Below are 20,531 nucleotides of genomic sequence, written 5' to 3'. Positions count from 1 at the left end.
GACGGCGGGTCGTGTGACTCGCCGTTCATCTGGTTTGGCGGTCATACCCCAGACTTCCCTCGGCATCAATGCGGAAAATGCGCAATCCGCAAGGCGCGCCTGCAAGGGCCGGGCAGGGGCGCCGGGACTTATGAAATCCGGGCTGTTTGTGCCTGCCTGCGGTCGCCTTGTCCGCCGGTTCGCGGGCTCGGGCGGGAAATCTGTCAACTTTTGCCGGCGGGTGCCCACAAACCCTTGTGCGCGCAATGCAATGCTATAAAATCATCCATAGATTTCCAGATATTAAGGCATTTTCGCAATGTCTTCGTCTGGAGGGGGGGAAACAAGAACAAGAATGGCGGCGGCATGATGGACGATCAGGCTGAGGAGGTAGCACGGGGCGCTTCCACAATAGATTATTCGATGATGGAAGACGCGGTCGGTTACCGCCTGCGGCGAGCGCAGCTCTCGGTGTTCCAGGACTTCAACGAGGCCTTTTCGGCCAAGGGGCTCAGGCCGACCGATTTTGCCGTGCTGATGCTGCTGACCCGCAACCAGGGTGCCAAGCAGAGCGAAGTGGCCGAGGCGCTGGGCATCCAGCGGGCCAATTTCGTCGCCATCGTCGACGGGCTGGAGAACAAAGGTTTCGTCGCCCGGCGCAAATCCGAAATCGACCGCCGCGTCCAGTCGCTGCACATCACCGATGCCGGGCTTGCCTATCTCGATGAACTGCTGCCGATCTGGCAGGAGCACGAGGAGCGCCTGCTGGCGAAGCTGGGCGGCAAGCAGGCCCGCGACCAGCTGATCGGGCTGTTGAAGCGCCTCTACGACTGAGCAGAAACGCCGCTGCCGTCAGACCGGCCCCAGCCTGCGGATCGCCTCGTCGACCAGCAGGTTGGCGATCTTCATGCGCGTCGTGGCCTTGTCGCGAAATTCCGGGTGATGCCCGTCGGGGTGATTGTGGCGGGCGAAGGCCCGGCGCTTTTCGCCAAGCCGTTCCCGGTCGTCGTCCGCCTTCAGCTCGAGATCCTCGGCGATCTGCTCGATCGCCAGCCGCGTCAGGTGGTCCGGCATGACCGGCTTGACCGGCGCTGCGGGCGGAACCGGCATCGGTTCGGGCATGAGAGCGAGATAGGCGTCGAGGCGGAAGGCCTCGGCCGGGGCATGGTCAACGCTTTCGGCGACGAAGCCGCTCGACAGGCCGGAGACCCGGTACGCGGACATCACGGGGGCGGGATCCGCCTCCTCTGCCTCTTCGGCGAGCCGTTCGACCACCGACTGAAAGAGTGATTTGCCGAACAGCATCCTTCGCCTCTCCTCTGGAGGCGCCGAACAGAGCACGGCAAGGTGGCGCCGGGCTTGCCATCGCCGGAGGGCGATGCGCAGGGACCCTCGGCGGGGCGAGGTCAGTTCTGGCTCTGGCTCTGGCTCTGGCCCTTCGATTCGACCACGACGGTGACCTTGAGATCCTCGCCGGACAGCCCGATGCGCATGCCTGAAACAGGGGCTGCGTCGGCATAGCACAGGCCGGTCGCCAGCCGCACGTAGCGGGCATCCGGGCAGTGGTTGTTGGCCGCGTCGAAGCCGACCCAGCCGAGGCCGGCCAGATGGACTTCCGCCCAGGCATGGGTCGCCGCCTGCTCGGCCGCGTCGTCCATCTTCAGGTAGCCGGAAATGTAGCGGGCGGGATGGCCCATGCTGCGGGCCGCGGCGATCATCACATGGGCATGGTCCTGGCAGACGCCCTGACCGGCTTCCAGAGCCTGCTCGGCCGTCGTGTCGCTGTCGGTGCGCCCGGGAAGATAATCGACCGCTGCGTGGATCGCTTCCATCAGGTTGTGCATCATGGCCAGAGGCTCGTCCGCCGAAAGGCCCTTGACCAGTTCACGGGTCAGCTTTCCTGCCTTGGTGCGGGGCGAGTCGCGCAGGAACAGCCACAGCGGGCAATAGCCGACATGCGGGCCGAACACGCCGGCAAGGTCCTCGGTCACCACCTCGCCGCAGGCCTCGATGTGGACCTCATGGGCCTCACCGTCGGTCGAGACCAGATGCACGTGATTGCCGTACTGGTCGTTGTAGCCCGCCTCGACCTTGGCGCCATCGACGGTGATGTGCCAGCTTTCCACATGCTGACCCGGGCAGCTCGGCGGCGTCAGCCTCAGCCGTTGCAACGAGTAGAGGACAGGCGCCTCGTAGCGATAATGGGTGGTGTGCGTGATCTTCAAACGCATGATCTCTTGTCCATTCCCGGCCTGCCTCAGCTGTAGAAGCGGTAGCCCTCGGTGATTTCCTGGCCCAACCGGTTGTTGCGCGAGATGAAGTTGTCGAGGAACTCATGCAGGCCCTGGTCCATGATTTCCCCGATCGTCGTCGACTGCAGCGTCGCGCGCACCTTCTCGGCGGTGTCGTGGGCCGCCAGGCGCTCGCCGTAGTCCTTGGCGATATAGCCGAGATTGCTGACGATCTTCTCGTAGGAATAGGCGAGCGACCGCGGCATCTGGCCGTTGAGGATCAGGAAGTCGGCAATGTTGGCCGCCTTGTACTCGCCGTCATAGACCCAGCGGTAGGAGCGGTGGGCCGAGACCGAGCGCAGGATCGATTCCCATTGCATGTTGTCGAGCGACGAGCCGACATGGGTGATGGCCGGCAGCAGCACGTAATATTTGACGTCGAGGATGCGGCTGGTGTTGTCGGCGCGTTCGATGAATGTGCCGATGCGGGCGAAATTGTAGATCTCGTTCCTCAGCATCGATCCGTGGAAGGCGCCGCGGATCAGGCCGGCGCGACGCTTGACCGTGTCGATCACCTCCGGCAGGTCGGCGGACTTCAGCTTGCGGGCGAGCATCTGCTTGAGCTCGATCCAGCACTCGTTGGTCGCTTCCCAGGTCTCGCGGGTGAGCGCGGTGCGTACCATGCGGGCGTTGTTGCGCGCCGAGTCGATGCAGGACAGCACGCTCGACGGGTTTGCCGTGTCGCGCAGCAGGAAGTCGATCGCGTCGGCCGCGGTCACCTTGGCGTGGCTTGCGTCGAAACCCTCGCGCACGTCAGCGCTCAAGAGCACCGCCGCCCAGTCGTCATCGTTCGCGCCGCTGCGGGTCAGCGACATCCGGAGGCCGGCGTCGACGAGGCGGGCGATGTTTTCCGCCCGCTCGATGTAGCGGAACATCCAGTAGAGGCCGTTGGCCGTTCTTCCGAGCATGACCATGTCAGTCCTCCAGTACCCAGGTATCCTTGGTGCCGCCGCCCTGGCTGGAATTGACCACGAGAGAGCCCTGTTTCAGGGCCACGCGGGTCAGCCCGCCGGGAATGATCTGCACCTTGTCGGAAACGAGCACGTAGGGGCGAAGGTCCACGTGGCGGGGCGCGATGCCCTTGTTGACCAGCACCGGCACGGTCGACAGCGAAAGCGTCGGCTGGGCGATGTAGTTGCCCGGACGGGCTTTCAGCTTTTCGGCGAAGGTCGCACGTTCCTTCTTCGATGCCGTCGGGCCGACCAGCATGCCGTAGCCGCCCGAGCCATGGACTTCCTTGACCACCAGTTCCTCGAGATGCTCCAGCACGTATTTCAGGCTGTCGGCTTCCGAGCAGCGCCAGGTCGGCACGTTCTCCAGCAGCGCCTTGCGGCCGGTATAGAACTCGACGATTTCCGGCATGTAGGAGTAGATCGCCTTGTCGTCGGAAATGCCGGTGCCCGGCGCATTGGCGATGGTGATGTGGCCAGCGCGGTAGACATCCATGATGCCGGGAACGCCGAGGGTCGAATCGGGCCGGAAGGTGAGCGGATCGAGGAAATCGTCGTCGACGCGGCGGTAGAGCACGTCGATCGCCTCATAGCCCCGCGTCGTGCGCATCTTGACCTTGCCGTCGATGACGCGCAGGTCCGAGCCCTCGACCAGCTCGACGCCCATCATGTCGGCGAGGAAGGAATGCTCGTAGTAGGCGGAATTGTAGATGCCGGGGGTGAGCACCGCGACGCGCGGCTTGCCCTTGCAGCCCGGAGGGGCGAGTGATGCCAGCGACTGGCGCAGCAGATAAGGGTAGTCCTCGACCCGCTGAACCTTGTTCTCCTGGAACAGTTCCGGGAACATCTGCATCATGGTTTCGCGGTTTTCCAGCATGTAGCTGACGCCCGACGGCGTGCGGGCATTGTCTTCGAGAACGTAGAACTGGTCCTCGCCGGTGCGCACGATGTCGGTTCCGACGATGTGGGTGTAGACGCCGCCCGGCGGCCGAAATCCGATCATCTCGGGCAGGAAGGTGACGTTCTTCTCGATCAGTTCGCGCGGAATGCGACCCGCCTTGATGATCTCCTGCTTGTGGTAGATGTCATCGAGGAAGGCGTTGAGCGCCAGCACGCGCTGCTCGATGCCCTGGGCGAGACGACGCCATTCGCTGCCGGAGATGATGCGCGGGATGATGTCGAAGGGAATGAGCTTTTCGGCGGAGTCCGCGTGGCCGTAAACCGCGAACGTGATGCCCGTCTTTCTGAAGATGTTCTCCGCGTCTCGCGACTTGGCGATCAGCCGGGCCGGATCCTGATGGGAGTACCAGTCGTGGTAGTTCTGGTAGGGCAGTCGCGGATTGTTGTCCGCATTAATCATTTCATCAAATGCCAACGGCGCCATCCCCTTTTTTTACCATTTGAATACAACCCATTGGCCAATGCAAGAAGCGCGCGGCGTCGAAGACGAATTATCTAGACGGCGCGAAAAATCGGCAAAAGCCTATATTTACAGCAGTTTGCGAGCGCTTGGACCGTGGCAGGGCAGGGGAATCGGCAGCCGACGGGACCGATCTTCGGTTGATGGACGTCGGCCTTTCCGCATTTTGCCTAAAATATCATCATGACGCGAGGCAAAAAAAGTTTCAGGCGGGAGATGGTTCAGCGGAATTCATCCAGCGCGGCAGGAAAACTCCTTTGACGTGTCCCTATGTCGCGGCTAACGACTGGCGACCGGGAGAGCTCCAGGCATTCCGGCGGCCCTGGACCTTCTTGGAGACCTTTCATGACCCTCAGTCGCCTCGCGCCCGCGCTCTTCGTTCTGTTGTGGTCGACCGGCTGGGTGGCGGCCAAATACGCGAACCTGTTCGCCGATCCTTTGACCTTTCTTTCCGTGCGCTACGGCGTGGCCGTCGTCCTGTTCTATCTGGTGTGCCGGTTTGCCGGCGTCACATGGCCGAAAAGCCGCATGGCGATCACCCATGCCATCGTCTCCGGCATGTTCCTGCACGGGCTCTATCTCGGCATGCTGTGGTGGGCGATCGGGCAGGGCGTGCCGGCCGCGCTCTCGGGCATCATCGCCGGCCTGCAACCGCTGATGACCGGCCTTGCCGCCGCCTACCTGATCGGCGAAAAACTGTCGCTTACCCAGCGGTTCGGCCTGTTCCTCGGCTTTGCCGGGATCGCCATCGCCGTCCTGCCAAAAGTGTTCTCGATCGATGCCGATGTGATCCCGGCCTATGCGGTCGCGGTCAACGTGCTGGGCATGGCCTGCGTCACCGCCGGCACGATCTACCAGAAGCGCTATCTGCGCGAGGGGGACCTGCGGGCGGTCGCGACGCTGCAATATGTCGGCGCGCTGATCGTCACCGTTCCGGCCGCGCTTTTGCTGGAGGACCTGCATATCGAATGGGGGATCGGCCTCCTTGCCACGCTGGTATGGTCGGTGGTCGGCATCTCGATGGGCGCGATCGCCCTGCTGCTCTACCTGATCCGGCGCGGCGATGTGTCGAAGGCGGCCTCGCTGATCTATCTCGTGCCGCCGCTGGCGGCGGTCGAGGCGGCCATCGCCTTTGGCGAAAAGCTGACGCTGCCGATGATTATCGGTACGGGCGTGGTGGTGGCCGGCGTCTATCTCACCAACCGCAAGCCCGCTCCGCAGCCCGCCTGACGGGCGCAACGAAAATGGCGCGGCCGGGGCCGCGCCATATCAATCTCGTTCAGTCATTCCGTCAGCCGGTAAGGCTCATGCCTCGCGACGACGGGTGCGCTGCTGGCCGCCGGGACCGCTCGGGCGACCGGAGGCCGGCTTGCCGTGAGCTGCGGCCGGACGGCCTGCGCCGCCATTGCCGCCCTTGCGCTGACCGGGCTTGCCGGCCGGACGGCCTTCGCCGTCATGCTTCGGACGGCCCTGGCCCTGATGGTTGCGGTTGTTGCCGCCGGGGGCGCCGCCACCGCCGCCACGACGCTGCGGGCGGGCCGGACGGCTGAGGTTGGTCGGTGCTTCGCCGCTGGCGACCGGAATGTCGATGCCCATCAGGCGTTCGACGTCGCGCAGCAGGCGGCCTTCGTCCGGACCGCAGAAAGCGATCGCGATGCCGTCACGGCCGGCACGGGCGGTACGGCCGATGCGGTGGATGTAGGCGTCCGGCACTTCCGGCAGGTCGTAGTTGAAGACGTGGCTGACGGCCGGGATGTCGATGCCGCGGGCGGCGACGTCGGTGGCGATCAGCGTACGGATCTCGCCGTCGCGGAAGCCCTTGAGCGCCCGTTCGCGCTGGCCCTGGCTCTTGTTGCCGTGGATCGAGGCGACCGAGAAGCCGACGATCTCCAGGTGCTTCATCAGCTTTTCCGCGCCGTGCTTGGTGCGCAGGAAGACGATGGAGCGGCCGTCCGGATTGTCGGTGAGGATCTTCTTCAGCATTTCCGTCTTGGCGTTCTGGCCGGCGACGAAGTGCACGTGCTGCTCGACCTTGTCGGCGGCCTTGCCCGGAGGCGAGACTTCGACCTTGGCCGGGTTGTTGAGGAAGGTCGCGGCGAGATCGGCAATCGTCTTCGGCATGGTGGCCGAGAACAGCAGGGTCTGGCGCTTGACCGGAACCATCTTGGAGATCTTGCGCAGGTCGTGGATGAAGCCGAGGTCGAGCATCTGGTCGGCTTCGTCGAGCACCAGATAGGTGACGGCGCGCAGCGAGATGGCGTTACGCGAGATCAGGTCGAGCAGGCGGCCGGGAGTGGCGACGAGGATGTCGGTGCCCTTTTCCAGCTGCAGCTGCTGCTTGCCGATCGAGGCGCCGCCGACGACCTGGTTGATCTTCAGCGGGGTCTTCTTGATGAAGGAGCGCAGGCTGTCGGCGATCTGGTTCACCAGTTCGCGGGTCGGTGCGAGGATGAGAGTGCGGGTCGTCCGGTTGTCCGGACGGGTCGGCTTGGCGAGCAGCATTTCGATCAGCGGCAGGCCGAAGGCGGCCGTCTTGCCGGTGCCGGTCTGGGCCAGACCGATCAGGTCGCGGCCTTCCAGCACGATCGGGATCGCCTTCAGCTGGATCGGGGTCGGGGTGTCGTAGCCGAGGCCTGCAACCGTGGCGGCAATGTTCTGCGACAGGCCAAGCTCAAGAAAGTTGGTCAATTCTAATACCTTTTCGGGGCGCCACGCGACATCGGGCGAAATCGCTGCTTGCGATCCTGCCTGTCTCGTAGCGTCAAGAACCCCGCGTGAATTGGGAACTTGTAAGTTGGAAAATACTTTCCAGCGCGTTCGGTTGCGTCGAGCAACCATTTGTCGTGCGCTTTGGATCCTTCTTCGCGTCTTTACGAGATCGCGGGCCGCTCACGCGGTGGCCGGAAGGTGAAAGCTGACCTGCAGATGGGCCTTTCGACCTGGAAAGTCAAGGAAATGTTTTTGCGCTGCGGCAAATGACCGGTCGCGGTTAACGCCTGGCACCGCGCGCTCAGCGCGCCTGCAGGCCTGCCAGATAGACCGCATAGGTTTGGTTCTCGTCCGGCTCGAACCGCTCCGCAAGCACCTTCCAGTCCTCGACTCGGTCGAGGCGGAAGTCGCGGAAATCATTGCGCGTTTCGCACCAGCTGGTGACCACCCAGAGGGCGCCGAAGGCGCTGAGGCCGAGCGGCCAGACGGTTCTTAGGCTCCGCTCGCCGGCCAGCGAATTGTAGGCGATCCAGACCTTGCGCCGGGTCGACAGCGCGGTTCGCACGTCACCCAGGCAATCCGGCGGCTCGGGCTGGCTCGCGGCCCTGAAGGCATGGATCGGCGCGCCGACCAGCCGCGCCGCGTGTTCCGGCGGCAAGAGCGCCAGCATCTTGTCCTTCGCTTCCCGGGCCGCCTGGCCGAGACGCGGATCGCCCAGCATTTCCACGGCTCTCAAGCCAAAGGCGAGCGCCTCCAGCTGCTCGAAGGTGAAGGTCAGCGGCGGCGCGTCGAAGGCTTCGCGCAGCAGGTAGCCGACGCCGCGCTCGCCTTCGATCGGCGCGCCCGAGGCGATCAGGTGTTGCATGTCGCGGTAGATGGTGCGCGGCGCGACCTCCATCCGGCCGGCGATCTCGGCGGCGGTCATGGCCCGTCCGGTGGCGCGCATCAGCTGGATGATTCGGAAGAGGCGATCTGCTGGCCGCATCGAGGGCTTTCGGTAGAAGGTTGTGGCCATAAGGTTGTCAGTTGGTCTGTGCTAGGTCAAGCGCATCGACAACCAGGAGAGCTTTCCATGACCAAGAACACCGTGCTCGAAATCGCCGTCTGCACCGTCGCCGACAAGCATCAGGCCGAAGCGGCGCGCCTGGCTGCCATGCAGGCGGTCCGTCACTATCCCGGCTTCGTCAGCTGGCGGGCGCTGACGGCGCTGGAACAGGGCGACATGATCGCCGATCTCGTCGAGTGGCAGGACAAGGCGGCGGCCGATGCAGCGGCGGAAAAGGTCGGGCGCGATCCGGCCTTCGCCCCTTACATGGCGGCGATCAGCGCGGTATCGCTGATGCAGCATTTCGAAACGCAACAGGCGATCTGAGCAGCCATGGCCGAACCGCTGAAACACCTGATCGGTCCACAGACCGCCCGCGACACGGCAAGCGCCCTGTCGCGGGCATGGCCGGATTTTGCCGAGCGGGACTTTCTCGCCGCCGTGCTGCCGAACATCGAGGCGCTCGAGCTGATGCAGCGCGGGCAACTGATCGCCGATGCCCTGCGCAACAGCCTGCCGCAGGATTTCGAACAGGCCGCGCCCATCCTTCGGGCCTGCCTGCCACAGGGTGGCCGGTCCGGGCTGACGGGCTGGGCGCTGCTGTCGTTCAACCAGTATATCGCCGCCCACGGCCTCGACCATGTCGAGATCGCCCTCGATCTCCTCAAGGCGCTGACGCCGCATTTCACCGCCGAATTCGGCATTCGACCCTTCATCCACCGGGAGCAGTCACTGGCGCTGTCGATCATCTCCGACTGGACGGGCGATCCGAACCACCACGTCCGGCGGCTGGCGAGCGAAGGCACGCGCCCGCGTCTGCCCTGGGCCATGCGCCTGCCGACGCTGGTCAGCGATCCCGCACCGATCCTGCCGATCCTGACGGCCCTGATCGACGACCGCGAAGACTATGTGCGCCGCTCGGTGGCCAACAGCCTCAACGACATCGCCAAGGATCATCCTGACCTGGTTGCCGATTTCGTCGCGTCGCATCGCCCGGGCGCCTCGCCGGAACGGCTGTGGCTGCTGAGGCATGCCTCCCGGACGCTGCTCAAGAAGGGCCATGCGGCGGCGCTGGCGAATTTCGGTTTCCGCCCGCTCGACGGCGTGGCGGCTAACCTGTCGCTGGAGAATGCCGACGTCGCCTTTCCGGGCCAGCTTGCGTTCCGCATCGGCTTGCGCAATGCGACGCCTGAACCGCAGCAGGTCATGCTCGACTATGCCATCCACCATCGCATGAAGGACGGCAGCCTGCGTCCCAAGGTGTTCAAGGGCAAGAGCCTGATGCTCGCGCCCGGCGGAGAGGTGACGGTCGACAAGCGCCATGCCTTCCGGCCGATCACCACCCGGGTCTACTATCCCGGTGAGCACGGGCTGGAGATCCTGGTCAATGGCGCCAGCCTTGCCAATGCGACCTTCACGCTCGCCGCGCCGGTCTCCATCCGGGACGAGCGGTGAAGGCAATGCCGACGCCTTGGCGTCAGAGGATCAGCGGCTGGCTGTAGAGGAGGGCGGCATCCTGGCTGTAGAAGGATGCGGTGCCGCCGGCCGGTGTGAGCTTGACCAGCAGGAAGCCCGGCGTGGCCGAGGCGAACAGGCTCTTCGCATGTGGATGCGGCGGTCGGCTCCGGCTGCCGCTGCCCGAGACGAAATAGGCGACCTGTTCCGAGCGCAGCGCTTCGAGGTGATGATCGTGGCCGCACAGATACATGGCGACGCCATGGCGGTCGAGGATGGGTTTCAGCCTCTTGCCCAGGAGTTCGCTGTCGCCATGCCGGCCGCCGGAAAAGACCGGATGGTGGCCGATCACGATCTTCCACGGCGCCTGGCTTTCGCCAAGCGCCCGGTCGAGCCAGCGAAGTTGCAGTTCGGCGTCCAGGTGGGAGACGATTTCAAGCAGCGTGTCGCCCTTCATTCTCTGCGTGTCGAGAAAGAAGAAATCCGCGCTTGCGCCACCGAACTCCTTGCTGACGGCGAAATAGCGGTCGGGCATGGTCCAGCGCCGGCTTTTCTTCGAATAGTCGATCTGCGCCGATATGCTGCCGCCGTAGTCGTGATTGCCGAGCACCGCATACCAGGGAACCTGCAGCGACGGCGCGTTGTAGACCTCTTCGAAATTGGTCCGCCATTTTTTGTCGGAGGTGCTTTCGACGCCGCTCTCATAGAAGTTGTCGCCGGTCGAAATGACGAAGGATATGGCGTTCTGTGCGCCGATCGTGCCCATGGCCTTGGCGACCGCAGCGGCGGTCGTCGGCGACTGGCCATCGCCCCAGTCGCCGACCACGAGGAAGGAGAGTTCCTTCGCCGCAACCGCCGCCGTGCCGGCCGCACGGGCGACGCCGCCGAGCGCCAGCGAGGCGAGTGCCCCCTGGATGAGGCTGCGGCGGGTGTGGAGCATGAGAAGGTCCTTCGTGGTCTGCAGGGGGTCGGTCTGCGTTGCGGTCTGCGGCCCGGGCGTCGCCCGACGGTCGCGGGTCAGAATGAAATGGACACCCTTAGTCCGCCTGCTTCGCGATTCGCGATCTCGATGTCGAGATCGTAGACCGAAGCGATGTCCTTGACGATGGAAAGGCCGATGCCGGTGCCCGGCATCTGGCTGTCGAGACGGATGCCGCGTTCCGTCATCCGCTTTATGTCGGCCGGATCGGCGCCGGGGCCGTCATCCTCGATTGTCAGGCGGGGCCTCGTCCCGGCACGCTCAAGGGTGATGCCGATCATCGTGCGGCTCCATTTGACGGCGTTGTCGAGGATGTTGCCGAGCAGCTCCTCGAGGTCGTGGGGATCGACCTCGACGGTGACGCCCTGCGCCACGTCGACCTGCCAGGTGAGGTCTCCGCCCCTCGGCGTGCGCTTGAGGGTGCGCACGATGCGGTCGACGGCCGTGGCGACGTCGGCATCGGAGGCGCGAAGCTCGGCGGTGGCGGCGATGCGGCTGCGCGCCAGCTCGCGATCCACATGCGCCTGCATGACCGCGGCGAGATGGGCAAGTTCGTTGCCGATGTCGGTCTGGCCGCGCTCTTTCAGCGTTGCCGCGTCGTTGGCCACGACGGTGAGCGGCGTCTTGAGGCCATGGGCGAGGTCGGCCGAGCGGGTGCGTGCCTTCTTGATGATGTCGGACTGGGCGTCGAGCAGCCGGTTCACCGCATCGACCACCCCTTGCAGTTCCTTCGGGTAGCGGCCATCCAGCCGTTCGGCCTTGCGTTCGCGGATGCGGTTCAGCCCCTCGCTGACCGAAGAGACGGGCCGCAGGCCGAAGGTCAGCTGAGCCAGCGAGGCGGCAATGAGGAAGGCGGCCAGCGCGACCATGAAGGGAATGATGTCGAGCACGAAGGCGCGTCGCGCTTCCGTCAGCGTGCGCGCGTCGATGGCCAGGGCGACGCGCACCGGCCGCGGGCCTTCGGGCGCGGCGACAATGATCTGGCGCTCCTGTACGATCAGGTCGGTGCCGTCCGGTCCCGGCAGGGTGTAGTGGTGCACTGCGCTCGGCTCGTGCGCGTCGGCGGGCAGAGGCAGGGCATAGTCCCAGAGCGACGGCGAGCGCAGCTGACGCTTGTTCCTGTCATCCTCGACCTGCCAGTAGAGCCCGCCATAGGGCTCTGTGAAGCGGCGGTCGGCGGGCCGGTCCGGCAGTTCGAGGGTGCCGTCCGCGGCAAAGCGCAGGGTGCCGGCGAAGAGGTTGATGTGCCCGGTCAGCTCCTCGTCGATGCGGCGCTCCAGATTGCGGGTGAACAGCGAGACGAAGACGACGGCGGCCAGCACCATGGCAAGCAGGACGCTGGCGGCGGAAACGATCAGGAAGCGGCCGCGGATGGACTGCATCAGCCCTCGTCTCCGCCGATGCGGTAGCCATAGCCGCGCCGGGTCGAGATCGTGTCCTTGCCGAGCTTCTTGCGCAGCCGGCCGATCAGCACCTCGACCGAATTGCTGTCGCGTTCGAAATCCTGGGCATAGAGCTGTTCGGTCAGTTCGAGCTGCGAGACGTTGCGGTTGCGATTGTGGGCAAGGTGGGCGAGGCAGCGGTATTCGAGCGGGGTGAGATCGACGGGCAGGCCGGCGCGGCTGACCGTGCTGGTGCGTGTGTCGATCGCTATGTCGCCGATCTGCAGCACCGGATTGGCCTGGCCGGCGCTGCGCCGGATGATCGCCCTCAACCGTGCCAGGAGTTCGGCCATCTGGAACGGCTTCGTCAGGTAGTCGTCGGCGCCGGCGTCGATGCCCTCGACCCGCTCCTGCCAGTTGCCGCGGGCGGTCAGGACCAGCACCGGCGTCTGCCGCCCGGCGGCGCGCCAGCGTTTGAGCACGGAAAGGCCGTCCATGCCGGGCAGGCCGAGATCGAGCACCACGGCGGCAAATTCCTCCGCGTCGCCGGTGAACCAACCGGATTCGCCGTCGCTTTCATGCACGACGACGTAGCCGGCCCGCTCCAGGTGCAGCGTGACGTCGCGCGCGATCAGCGGGTCGTCCTCGATCAACAGCAGCCGCATTATTCGTTCTCGATTTCGATGATCGTGCCATCGGCGGCATCGACTTCGGCTTCGACGAGGCGGCCGTTGGCGGTCAGGATACGGAATTCATAGACAAGGACGGAGCGCTCGCGGTCGAGCTTGACCGAGACGATTTCGCCGGAAACGCGCTCCATGACGACGCGCTTCAGTTCGGCCAGCGACAGGGCCTTGCCGCTGTTGACGGCATTGCGGACGGCGTCGTGGTCGTCGCTACCGGCGTCCGCCATCGCCGGCAAGGACAGGGCCAGCAGCAGCATTGTCGTGCATCCTGCTGTCATCATTCGCCGATAGATGTGTTTCGCCTGACCGCCCATCGTACCTCAATAGCATGGCGAAACTGATTTTTCGCTGACATTTCCCGTCAGTTATCGCTCAGCCGACGCGCTTTAGGGTCTGCGTCAACGGTCGATGGCAATAGCGCCACGGCCAAACGACGAAGGACTTAATCCATGAAGAAGATCGTTCTCGCATCCCTCATCGCATCCGCCGCATTCGGCTCGGCCGCTTTCGCCGAAAGCGAAAATGCCTGCGGCAATGTGCCGAAGGACAAGTGGATGACCGAAGATGCGATGAAGGCCAAGGCAGTCGCGATGGGCTACGAAGTCCGCCAGGTCAAGGTCGAAGGCACCTGCTACGAAGTATACGGCATCAAGGACGGCAAGAAGGTCGAAGACCTCTTCAATCCGGAAACCGGCGAACAGGTCGGGGCCGACTGATGAGCGACGCCACGCAGGAATTGCATGGCGCCCATTCCGTCCGCTTGAAGCGGACGGAATGGATCAAGGTGTGGGATCCGTTCGTGCGGATCTTCCATTGGTCGCTGGTCGGGCTTTTTGCCTTTTCCTACCTCACCGGCGACGAGTGGAAGTCGGCCCATATCCTTTCCGGCTACCTGATCGCCGGCCTTGTGGCGCTTCGCGTGATCTGGGGCATGATCGGCACCGAACATGCGCGGTTCGCGAACTTCATCTATCGGCCGACCACGGTCGTGGCCTTCCTCGCCGATACGGCGCGGATGCGGGCCAGGCGCTATCTCGGGCACAACCCGGCCGGTGGCGCGATGGTGATCGCGCTGCTCGTGGCGATCTCGGGCATCGCCGCCACCGGTTATATGATGACCACGGATGCCTTCTGGGGGATCGAATGGGTCGAGGAGACGCATGAAGCGCTCGTCTACGGCACGCTCGGTCTCGTCGCCCTGCATCTTGCCGGCGTCGCCTTCGCCAGCTTCGAACACCGCGAGAACCTCGTACGTGCGATGCTGAACGGCTGGAAGCGCAGCCGCTGAGTTCGAGGCCGGGAGAATAGCCTCCGCGTGAACACGGCCAAGAAGAAAGCCCCGGACGGTGCACCCCCCGACCGGGGCTTTTTCGCGTCCGTAAGCCCGGCCGCGGCCCGGCCCCAGCGCCCCTGACAGGCTCGGACAAGGCAGGGCGTCCACTATCCTCCCGTTCAGGCTACGGTTTTGCCGGCGCATCCGTCGAACATCGTTCGATGGTTACCTCGCATTTACCATTCGGGAGCATTTTCTGGGCAGGAGTACGGTTCTTGAATACGGGTGGCGATTTGCTCAATTTAGCTTGCGAGAAGATCGCCGAACTGGAGGTGCCCGCCTTCATCAAGGACAGCGAGCTTCGCTATGTTGCGGTGAACGGCGCCTATGCCGCCTTCTTCCGCGAGAAGCCGGAAGCCTTTGTCGGCAAGACTGATCGCGAACTGTTCGGGCGGCTCGAGGACGGCGTGCGCGACGACCGCGAGCGTCAGGTCGTCGTGTTCGGCGACGAGCAGACGACGCTGGTCTTTGACCCTCACGGTCACGAACGCTATCCCTTGAGGGTTGAGCGATTCTTCGGCGACGACGACGCGATCTACGTCTTCGGCCTTTTCGACGAGGCGCCATCCCGCGTTGTGCGGTCGAAGCGTCCGGCGGCCAAGGCCGCAACGAAGCCCGCGACGAAGCCCGCGGCGGTAGAGAACCCGGTCGATCTCTTCCATGCCACGCTCGAAGACCTTCCCGTCGCGACCTATGTGCGCGACGCCGACCACCGCATGGCCTTCGTCAACCGCGCCTTCGTCGACATGGTCGGCACCTCGAAGGAAGCGCTGATCGGCAAGACGGAACACGAATGTTTCCCCGACCGCGGTGACGAATATTACCAGGCCAACCGCCGCACCCTCGAGGAGGGCGTTGCCAGCGAGCAGGAAGACGTCTTCCGCCGCGAGGACGGGGTCGTCGTGCCTGTGATCTCGCGGGCAAGTCGCATCGAGATGGCGAACGGCGATCGTTACATGGTCGGCTCGATCACCGACATATCGCTGCTGAAGAATCGCGAAGCCCAGCTGATCGAGGCGCAGAACGACGCCGAGGGCCTGCATCAGCACGTGGAGAGCCTGCTGCGGTCTATGCCGGTCGGCATCCTGATCCTCGGAGCGGACTACGACATCGAATACGCAAACGACGCCTTCTACGACATGCTCGAGGCCGAAGAGCCGATGGACATGGTCGGCTGGTCCTATCGCGATTTTCTGATCTACAATGTCCGTCACGGCGGATCCAGGAGCGTCGAGGCCGACGTCGAAGCACTGTTCATCAAGCGTGTCTCTCAGTTCGCCGACACCGAGAACGACACGACTTCGCGGGCGGAGACAATGAGCGGCCGGATCCTGGCGATCCGCAGCAAGCGGCTCGCCAGCGGCAAGATCCTCATCACCTATTCCGACATTACCGCCCTTCATCAGCGCGAACAGGAGAGTGTTCTCTACCGCACGGCGATCGAGCAATTGCCCGTTCCGGTCTTCATCCGCGACAGCGAACGCCGACTGATCTTTGCCAATGACGCCTATGGCGCCTTGCAGGGTGAGGCGCGCGAAAAATTCTACGGGCTCAACGAGGAACAGATGTTCCCGCAATCGGGTCCGCAGCTGCGCGAGGATAATCTGCGCCTGCTCGAGACCGGGGAGGCGGTGGAGCGTGCCCAGGAACTGCCGATGGCCGGCGGTCGGATACACTCGGTCATCACCTCGCTCGACCGCATTATCACGCCGGACGAACGGCGCTACATCGTCGGTTCGATCACCGATGTCTCGCTGCTCAAGGCGCGTGAGCGCGAATTGGTGGAAGCGCAAGCCCGGGCGCAGAAGCTCTACGCCGATCTTGAGAACATCCTGCGCATCATGCCGGTCGGGGTCATCATCCTCAACGAGGACCTGGTCATCGAATTCGCCAATTCCAAGAGCCGCGAGATCTGGGAATGGCCGGAAGACCGATTGCTCGAGGGGACGACCTTCAGGGACTACGCCAAGACCAACCAGGACCGCGGCTGGGCCTGGGAGGGCGGCAAGGAGTTCGAGCCCGGCCTCGAGGACCGCGTCGCGGAAATGCGCGCGCTTGAGGGCACGATCCAGCGCGAACTCATCTATCCCGACGGCAAACAGGTGCTGATCACCACGACTCCGCTGGTCGACCGCAAGTTCCTCGTCACCTATTCGGACTTCACCGAGGTGCGCCGCCGCGAACGCGAAATCAGCGAGGCGCGCGAGCAGCTCGAACGTCTCGGCCAGTTCATGCAGGATGCGACGCGCGTCATGGCGCAGGGCCTCGTCTTCATCGAGGACGGCGTCATCCTGCAGTCGAACGAGGCGTTGGCGAGCATCCTCAACGTGCCGCCGCTGTATCTCGAGCCGGGGCAGAGCTGGCATGCCTGCTTTGCCTATTGCGCCAAGCGGGGCGATTTCGGCGACGAGCCGATGGCCGAGCTGAAGAAATGGCAGGACAAGATCCTCTCCCATCAGTCCTTCTCCGAGGTGTTCCTGGCCGATGGCAAGACCTGGGTGCAACTGGAGGCGACGGTCAGCCGGCGCGGGCACTGGATGCTGCTCTATTCGGACATCACCGACATCAAGGCCCGCGAAGGGGAACTGACCGAGCTTCTGGCGCGCAGCGAGGCGGCCGACAAGGCCAAGTCCGAATTCCTCGCCAACATGAGTCACGAGATCCGCACGCCGATGAATGGCGTGCTCGGCATGGCGGAACTCTTGGCGAAATCGGCGCTGGATACTCGCCAGAAGACGTTCGTCGATATTATCGTCAAGTCCGGCAACGCACTCCTCACCATCATCAACGACATCCTCGACTTCTCCAAGATCGATGCCGGACAGCTCAAGCTGCGCCAGGTTTCGTTCGATCCCGTCGAGGCGATCGAGGACGTGGCGACACTGCTGTCGGCCTCGGCGGCGGAAAAGGACATTGAACTGATCGTCGCCGGCGACGTGACCGTACGGCACATGGTGTCGGGCGACCCCGGCCGCTTCCGCCAGATCGTCACCAATCTGGTCGGCAATGCGATCAAGTTCACCGAGAAGGGCCATGTGCTGATCGAGCTGTCGAGCACGCCCTCGGACGGTTCGCAAGTGATGCTGACGATTCGGATCGAGGATACCGGCATCGGCATCCCCGAAGACAAGCGGGCGTCGATCTTCGACAAATTCTCCCAGGTCGACACCTCGTCGACGCGGCGCCATGAAGGGACCGGGCTCGGCCTGGCAATCACGGCCGGCCTCGTCGACCTGTTCGGCGGCCATATCGATGTCGAAAGCGCCGTCGGCGAGGGTTCCGTCTTTACCGTCCACGTGCCGTTCACCGTCGCCCACGAGCGCCACAGGCCGCAGCCGTTGCCGGTCAATGTCGAGGGCGCGCGCGTCCTGGTGATCGACGACAACGACATCAATCGCCGAATTCTTACGGAACAGCTCGAGCTCTGGGGCTTCGACGGCGTTGCCGTGGAAAGCGGCCACGCGGCGATGGCCGTGCTCGAGGAAGCCCATCGCATCGGCGTGTCGATCGATGCCCTGATCGTCGACTACCAGATGCCGGTGATGAACGGGCTCGACGTCGCCCGCATGATCCGGGCCGACAAGCGGTTCGAGAGCATCGCGATGATCTTCCTGACCTCGATGGACATGGTCGGCGACGAGCGGATCTTCCAGCAGCTGAACGTCCAGGCGCATCTGATGAAGCCGGCGCGTGCCAATCTCCTGCGCAGCGCCATCGTCGACGTGGTCCGGGCCGCAAGGCTCGGCAAGCCGATCGGCATGGTGGGGCCGGCCGCGCGGCCGGCGCCTCCGGCAGGAAGTGATCGCAGGAGCCTCGCGGCCCCGGCCAGCGGTCCGGCGCAGCCCAGGTCTCCGGCTGTGGCGCGGCGAGATACGGCCATGCCGGCGCGGGCCGGTTGCGACGTGCTGGTCGCCGAGGACAATGAGGTCAACCAGATCGTCTTCCGGCAGATCCTGCAGTCGACCGATCTGTCCCACCGCATCGTCGGCAACGGCCGCGAGGCGATCGTCGCCTGGCGGGCCCACAATCCGCGGCTGATCATCATGGACGTATCGATGCCGATCCTCAACGGCCATCAGGCCGCGCGCACCATTCGCGAAGCGGAGAAGGCCGAGGGCGAGGGCCGGCATGTGCCGATCATCGGCGTCACCGCCCATGCGCTCGACAGCGACCGGGAGGCCTGTCTTGCCGCCGGCATGGACGACTATCTGTCGAAGCCGATCAGCCCGGAACAGCTGGAGGCGAAGATCGAGCGCTGGCTTGGCCACTCTTTGCGCGACGGGTCAGTCCTGTCCGGCTCCGGCCACTGAGCCGGGTTTCAGTCCGCAGAGCATTTCCCGTTTGCCGGCAAACCCCTTGCGCCGCTCGACGGCAAATCCCGCCGCGATCAGGTTTCGGCGCACGAAGCCAGCTGCGGCATAGGTGGCGAAACTGCCGCCCGGCACGGTGTGGCCGTAAACTTCCGCCATCAGTTCCGGCGACCACATGGCGGCATTGCGCGCCGGCGCGAAGCCGTCGAGAAACCAGGCGTCGAAGGCAAGCTGGCTCGATGTGAGGCTTTGCAGCGCATCGCCACACAGCACGGTGAGCCGCGTCTGGCGGTCGAGATCCAGTTCGACAATTCCGGTGGGTTGGTCCGGCCAGAGGGCGGTGAGCGCTTCGCGTTCGGCATCGATCTCGGGCCAGCGCGACAGGGCCCGTGACAGCTCTTCCGCCCGCATTGGATAGAGCTCGAACGAGACGAAGTGCAGGTGTCCACCCTCCAGCCGCGTCGTCTTCCATTGCCGCCAGCTCTCGCAGGCGTTGAGACCCGTGCCGAAGCCCAGCTCGCCGATGCGGAAGGTGCCGGGACGAACCCAGCGCTCCGGCAGGCCGTTGCCGGCGAGAAAGACATGGCCGCATTCGAGGCGTCCGTCGGTCTGGCAATAAAAGTGGTCGTCAAAGGCGGTCGAATAGGGCATATCGCCGTCGCGCCAGGTGAGCTCCTGGGCGACCGGCGCGGTCGGTGATGTCGAGGTGGAATGGGTCATGACCATTGCGGATAATGCCAGCGGGCCTGCCGGTCAATCGCGCGCAGCGCTGCTGATCGCCGGCGGGGGCGTGATGGGGCTCTGGGCGGCGCTCAAGGCCGAACGCCTAGGCATAGACACGCTGCTGGTCGATGCCGGGCCGCTGGCGCAGGGCGCGAGCGGCGGGCTGCTCGGCGCGCTGATGCCGCATATGCCGGACAAGTGGAACGACAAGAAGCAGTTCCAGTTCGAGGCGCTTCTGTCGCTGGAAGACGAGGTGCGGGCACTGGAGGCCGAGACCGGCCGGTCCGCCGGCTATCGCCGTTCCGGCCGCCTGATCCCGCTGCCGAAGCCACATTTGCGGACGATCGCCGAACGCCATGAACGGGAAGCGCTGGTCAACTGGCGGGCAGGGGATCGGTCCTTCCGGTGGAATGCCATCGATGCCTCGCCCCTCGGACCGGACTGGCCCACGCCGGAGGTTGCAGGCGCCGGGCTGGTCCACGACACGTTTGCCGCCCGGGTCTCGCCGCGCGGCCTCACCGGCATGCTGGTCGAGCGCCTGCGCAGGGCGCAGCATGTGCGGATCGTCGAAGGCTGCGGCGTCGAGAGCATCGAGGGGACCACGGCCCGGCTGTCGGACGGCACAAGTGTCGCGTTCGGCCACTGCATCCTGTCGGCGGGCCATCGGTCCTTCCCACTCCTGGAAATGCTCGGCCCGCCGCTTGCCCGGCCGCTCGGCCAGCCGGTCAAGGGACAGGCCGCCCTCATGAAGGGCGACATCGATCCCGACCTGCCTCTGCTCTATCTCGACGGGCTCTATATCGTGCCGCACGAGGGTGGACTGGCCGCCATCGGCAGCACCAGTGAGGACCGTTTCGACGATCCGTTTTCGACCGATGGCCAGATCGAGGACCTGATCGCGCGTGCCCGTGTGCTTGCGCCGGTTTTGAAGTCGGCCGTGGTGGTCGAACGCTGGGCCGGCCTTCGCCCCAAGGCGATCGATCGCGACCCGATGGTCGGGCCGCATCCGGACAATGCCCGCGTCGTCGCGCTGACCGGCGGCTTCAAGGTGAGCTTCGGCATGGCACATCGTCTGGCCGAAGAAGCGCTCGGCGCCGTCCAGGACCGGCCGATGACCATGCCGGCCGGTTTCCAGCTCGCGAGCCACATCGCCGTTGCCACACGCAACGCGTGAACGTCTTTCCCGTTTCTCTTCGTCATACTGTCACGCAAATCACCTAACTGCTCAGGTATAACGTCTATTGCTAAAATGGACGCCCCCCGGAAGCG

At 64.7% G+C, this 20,531-nt stretch carries 19 protein-coding genes; 8 read left to right on the top strand and 11 right to left on the bottom strand.

Going from position 1 to position 20,531, the window contains the following annotated elements:
- Nucleotides 1–345: 345 nt before the first annotated feature.
- On the top strand, nt 346–813 hold the full coding sequence (locus tag L867_RS0107855; protein ID WP_232363906.1) for a MarR family winged helix-turn-helix transcriptional regulator: 468 nt from the start codon (nt 346–348) through the stop codon (nt 811–813).
- Between the two features lie 18 nt (nt 814–831).
- Here the strand turns inward: L867_RS0107855 and L867_RS0107850 are convergent, their stop codons facing one another.
- The 4 genes from L867_RS0107850 to L867_RS0107835 all read right to left on the bottom strand — a co-directional run bounded on the left by L867_RS0107850 (nt 832) and on the right by L867_RS0107835 (nt 4,595).
- The gene (locus L867_RS0107850) at nt 832–1,284 is read right to left on the bottom strand and encodes a hypothetical protein (RefSeq protein ID WP_028736361.1); all 453 of its coding nucleotides are present in this window, start codon (nt 1,282–1,284) and stop codon (nt 832–834) included.
- A 101-nt stretch (nt 1,285–1,385) separates the two neighbouring features.
- Complete coding sequence (locus L867_RS0107845) at nt 1,386–2,210, bottom strand: transglutaminase family protein (RefSeq protein ID WP_028736360.1); 825 nt, start codon at nt 2,208–2,210, stop codon at nt 1,386–1,388.
- Between the two features lie 26 nt (nt 2,211–2,236).
- Nucleotides 2,237–3,178, bottom strand: coding sequence for an alpha-E domain-containing protein (locus L867_RS0107840; RefSeq protein WP_028736359.1), 942 nt, complete (start codon nt 3,176–3,178; stop codon nt 2,237–2,239).
- Nucleotides 3,179–3,185: 7 nt separating this feature from the next.
- A complete protein-coding gene (locus tag L867_RS0107835) occupies nt 3,186–4,595 on the bottom strand; it encodes a circularly permuted type 2 ATP-grasp protein (protein ID WP_028736358.1) in 1,410 nt (469 codons plus the stop codon).
- A 390-nt stretch (nt 4,596–4,985) separates the two neighbouring features.
- Between L867_RS0107835 and L867_RS0107830 the strand changes: the two genes are divergently transcribed.
- Nucleotides 4,986–5,870 (top strand): DMT family transporter, encoded by an 885-nt coding sequence (locus L867_RS0107830; RefSeq protein ID WP_028736357.1) that lies wholly within the window; start codon nt 4,986–4,988, stop codon nt 5,868–5,870.
- Between the two features lie 75 nt (nt 5,871–5,945).
- Here the strand turns inward: L867_RS0107830 and L867_RS0107825 are convergent, their stop codons facing one another.
- Both L867_RS0107825 and L867_RS0107820 read right to left on the bottom strand, forming a co-directional pair.
- A complete protein-coding gene (locus tag L867_RS0107825) occupies nt 5,946–7,328 on the bottom strand; it encodes a DEAD/DEAH box helicase (RefSeq protein ID WP_028736356.1) in 1,383 nt (460 codons plus the stop codon).
- A gap of 322 nt (nt 7,329–7,650) precedes the next feature.
- Nucleotides 7,651–8,334, bottom strand: coding sequence for a helix-turn-helix transcriptional regulator (locus L867_RS0107820; RefSeq protein ID WP_028736355.1), 684 nt, complete (start codon nt 8,332–8,334; stop codon nt 7,651–7,653).
- Nucleotides 8,335–8,421: 87 nt separating this feature from the next.
- On the opposite strand from L867_RS0107820, the gene L867_RS0107815 reads away from it, so the two are divergent.
- Nucleotides 8,422–8,721 carry a hypothetical protein gene (locus tag L867_RS0107815; protein ID WP_028736354.1) on the top strand — a complete coding sequence of 100 codons (300 nt, stop codon included), beginning with the start codon at nt 8,422–8,424 and terminating at the stop codon, nt 8,719–8,721.
- Between the two features lie 6 nt (nt 8,722–8,727).
- Nucleotides 8,728–9,849 (top strand): DNA alkylation repair protein, encoded by a 1,122-nt coding sequence (locus tag L867_RS0107810; RefSeq protein WP_028736353.1) that lies wholly within the window; start codon nt 8,728–8,730, stop codon nt 9,847–9,849.
- A 22-nt stretch (nt 9,850–9,871) separates the two neighbouring features.
- Here L867_RS0107810 and L867_RS24820 read toward each other — a convergent pair whose 3' ends face one another.
- The 4 genes from L867_RS24820 to L867_RS0107790 form a co-directional block, all read right to left on the bottom strand.
- The gene (locus L867_RS24820) at nt 9,872–10,789 is read right to left on the bottom strand and encodes a purple acid phosphatase family protein (RefSeq protein WP_051438877.1); all 918 of its coding nucleotides are present in this window, start codon (nt 10,787–10,789) and stop codon (nt 9,872–9,874) included.
- 77 nt (nt 10,790–10,866) lie between these two features.
- Nucleotides 10,867–12,210, bottom strand: a complete 1,344-nt coding sequence (locus L867_RS0107800; RefSeq protein WP_037172893.1) for a sensor histidine kinase — start codon at nt 12,208–12,210, stop codon at nt 10,867–10,869.
- Complete coding sequence (locus L867_RS0107795) at nt 12,210–12,875, bottom strand: response regulator transcription factor (protein ID WP_037172891.1); 666 nt, start codon at nt 12,873–12,875, stop codon at nt 12,210–12,212. The genes L867_RS0107800 and L867_RS0107795 overlap by 1 nt, the downstream gene beginning before the upstream one ends.
- Nucleotides 12,875–13,153 carry a PepSY domain-containing protein gene (locus tag L867_RS0107790; protein ID WP_051438876.1) on the bottom strand — a complete coding sequence of 93 codons (279 nt, stop codon included), beginning with the start codon at nt 13,151–13,153 and terminating at the stop codon, nt 12,875–12,877. The genes L867_RS0107795 and L867_RS0107790 overlap by 1 nt, the downstream gene beginning before the upstream one ends.
- A 192-nt stretch (nt 13,154–13,345) precedes the next feature.
- Here L867_RS0107790 and L867_RS0107785 point away from each other — a divergent pair, with 192 nt between their 5' ends.
- From L867_RS0107785 to L867_RS24815, 3 genes are all read left to right on the top strand, one after another.
- The gene (locus L867_RS0107785; protein WP_028736350.1) at nt 13,346–13,612 is read left to right on the top strand and encodes a PepSY domain-containing protein; all 267 of its coding nucleotides are present in this window, start codon (nt 13,346–13,348) and stop codon (nt 13,610–13,612) included.
- Entirely contained in the window at nt 13,612–14,184 is a 573-nt protein-coding gene (locus tag L867_RS0107780) for a cytochrome b/b6 domain-containing protein (RefSeq protein ID WP_028736349.1), read from the top strand. Before L867_RS0107785 ends, L867_RS0107780 begins: the two co-directional genes overlap by 1 nt.
- 260 nt (nt 14,185–14,444) lie before the next feature.
- Nucleotides 14,445–18,539: a PAS domain-containing protein gene (locus tag L867_RS24815; protein ID WP_051438875.1), complete on the top strand. Its 4,095-nt coding sequence runs from the start codon at nt 14,445–14,447 to the stop codon at nt 18,537–18,539.
- Here L867_RS24815 and mnmD read toward each other — a convergent pair.
- Entirely contained in the window at nt 18,513–19,259 is a 747-nt protein-coding gene (gene mnmD / locus L867_RS0107770; protein ID WP_028736348.1) for a tRNA (5-methylaminomethyl-2-thiouridine)(34)-methyltransferase MnmD, read from the bottom strand. The two genes, L867_RS24815 and mnmD, sit on opposite strands and share 27 nt — an antisense overlap.
- Between mnmD and L867_RS0107765 the strand changes: the two genes are divergently transcribed.
- Nucleotides 19,258–20,436: an NAD(P)/FAD-dependent oxidoreductase gene (locus L867_RS0107765; RefSeq protein ID WP_028736347.1), complete on the top strand. Its 1,179-nt coding sequence runs from the start codon at nt 19,258–19,260 to the stop codon at nt 20,434–20,436. The two genes, mnmD and L867_RS0107765, sit on opposite strands and share 2 nt — an antisense overlap.
- The last annotated feature ends 95 nt before the right edge of the window (nt 20,437–20,531 follow it).

Origin of the sequence: Paenirhizobium selenitireducens ATCC BAA-1503 (assembly GCF_000518785.1) — a bacterium.
Lineage (GTDB): Bacteria > Pseudomonadota > Alphaproteobacteria > Rhizobiales > Rhizobiaceae > Allorhizobium > Allorhizobium selenitireducens.
Note: the sequence above shows the minus strand (reverse complement) of the source record. Positions and strands in the feature narration are given on the sequence as shown.

Excerpts from the sequence above, each read along its gene's own strand:
- L867_RS0107855 (WP_232363906.1), top strand. The coding sequence starts at position 346 with ATGATGGACGATCAGGCTGAGGAGGTAGCACGGGGCGCTTCCACAATA.
- L867_RS0107850 (WP_028736361.1), bottom strand. The coding sequence starts at position 1,284 with ATGCTGTTCGGCAAATCACTCTTTCAGTCGGTGGTCGAACGGCTCGCC.
- L867_RS0107845 (WP_028736360.1), bottom strand. The coding sequence starts at position 2,210 with ATGCGTTTGAAGATCACGCACACCACCCATTATCGCTACGAGGCGCCT.
- L867_RS0107840 (WP_028736359.1), bottom strand. The coding sequence starts at position 3,178 with ATGCTCGGAAGAACGGCCAACGGCCTCTACTGGATGTTCCGCTACATC.
- L867_RS0107830 (WP_028736357.1), top strand. The coding sequence starts at position 4,986 with ATGACCCTCAGTCGCCTCGCGCCCGCGCTCTTCGTTCTGTTGTGGTCG.
- L867_RS0107820 (WP_028736355.1), bottom strand. The coding sequence starts at position 8,334 with ATGCGGCCAGCAGATCGCCTCTTCCGAATCATCCAGCTGATGCGCGCC.
- L867_RS0107815 (WP_028736354.1), top strand. The coding sequence starts at position 8,422 with ATGACCAAGAACACCGTGCTCGAAATCGCCGTCTGCACCGTCGCCGAC.
- L867_RS0107810 (WP_028736353.1), top strand. The coding sequence starts at position 8,728 with ATGGCCGAACCGCTGAAACACCTGATCGGTCCACAGACCGCCCGCGAC.
- L867_RS24820 (WP_051438877.1), bottom strand. The coding sequence starts at position 10,789 with ATGCTCCACACCCGCCGCAGCCTCATCCAGGGGGCACTCGCCTCGCTG.
- L867_RS0107800 (WP_037172893.1), bottom strand. The coding sequence starts at position 12,210 with ATGCAGTCCATCCGCGGCCGCTTCCTGATCGTTTCCGCCGCCAGCGTC.
- L867_RS0107795 (WP_037172891.1), bottom strand. The coding sequence starts at position 12,875 with ATGCGGCTGCTGTTGATCGAGGACGACCCGCTGATCGCGCGCGACGTC.
- L867_RS0107790 (WP_051438876.1), bottom strand. The coding sequence starts at position 13,153 with ATGCTGCTGCTGGCCCTGTCCTTGCCGGCGATGGCGGACGCCGGTAGC.
- L867_RS0107785 (WP_028736350.1), top strand. The coding sequence starts at position 13,346 with ATGAAGAAGATCGTTCTCGCATCCCTCATCGCATCCGCCGCATTCGGC.
- L867_RS0107780 (WP_028736349.1), top strand. The coding sequence starts at position 13,612 with ATGAGCGACGCCACGCAGGAATTGCATGGCGCCCATTCCGTCCGCTTG.
- L867_RS0107765 (WP_028736347.1), top strand. The coding sequence starts at position 19,258 with ATGACCATTGCGGATAATGCCAGCGGGCCTGCCGGTCAATCGCGCGCA.
- mnmD (WP_028736348.1), bottom strand. The coding sequence starts at position 19,259 with ATGACCCATTCCACCTCGACATCACCGACCGCGCCGGTCGCCCAGGAG.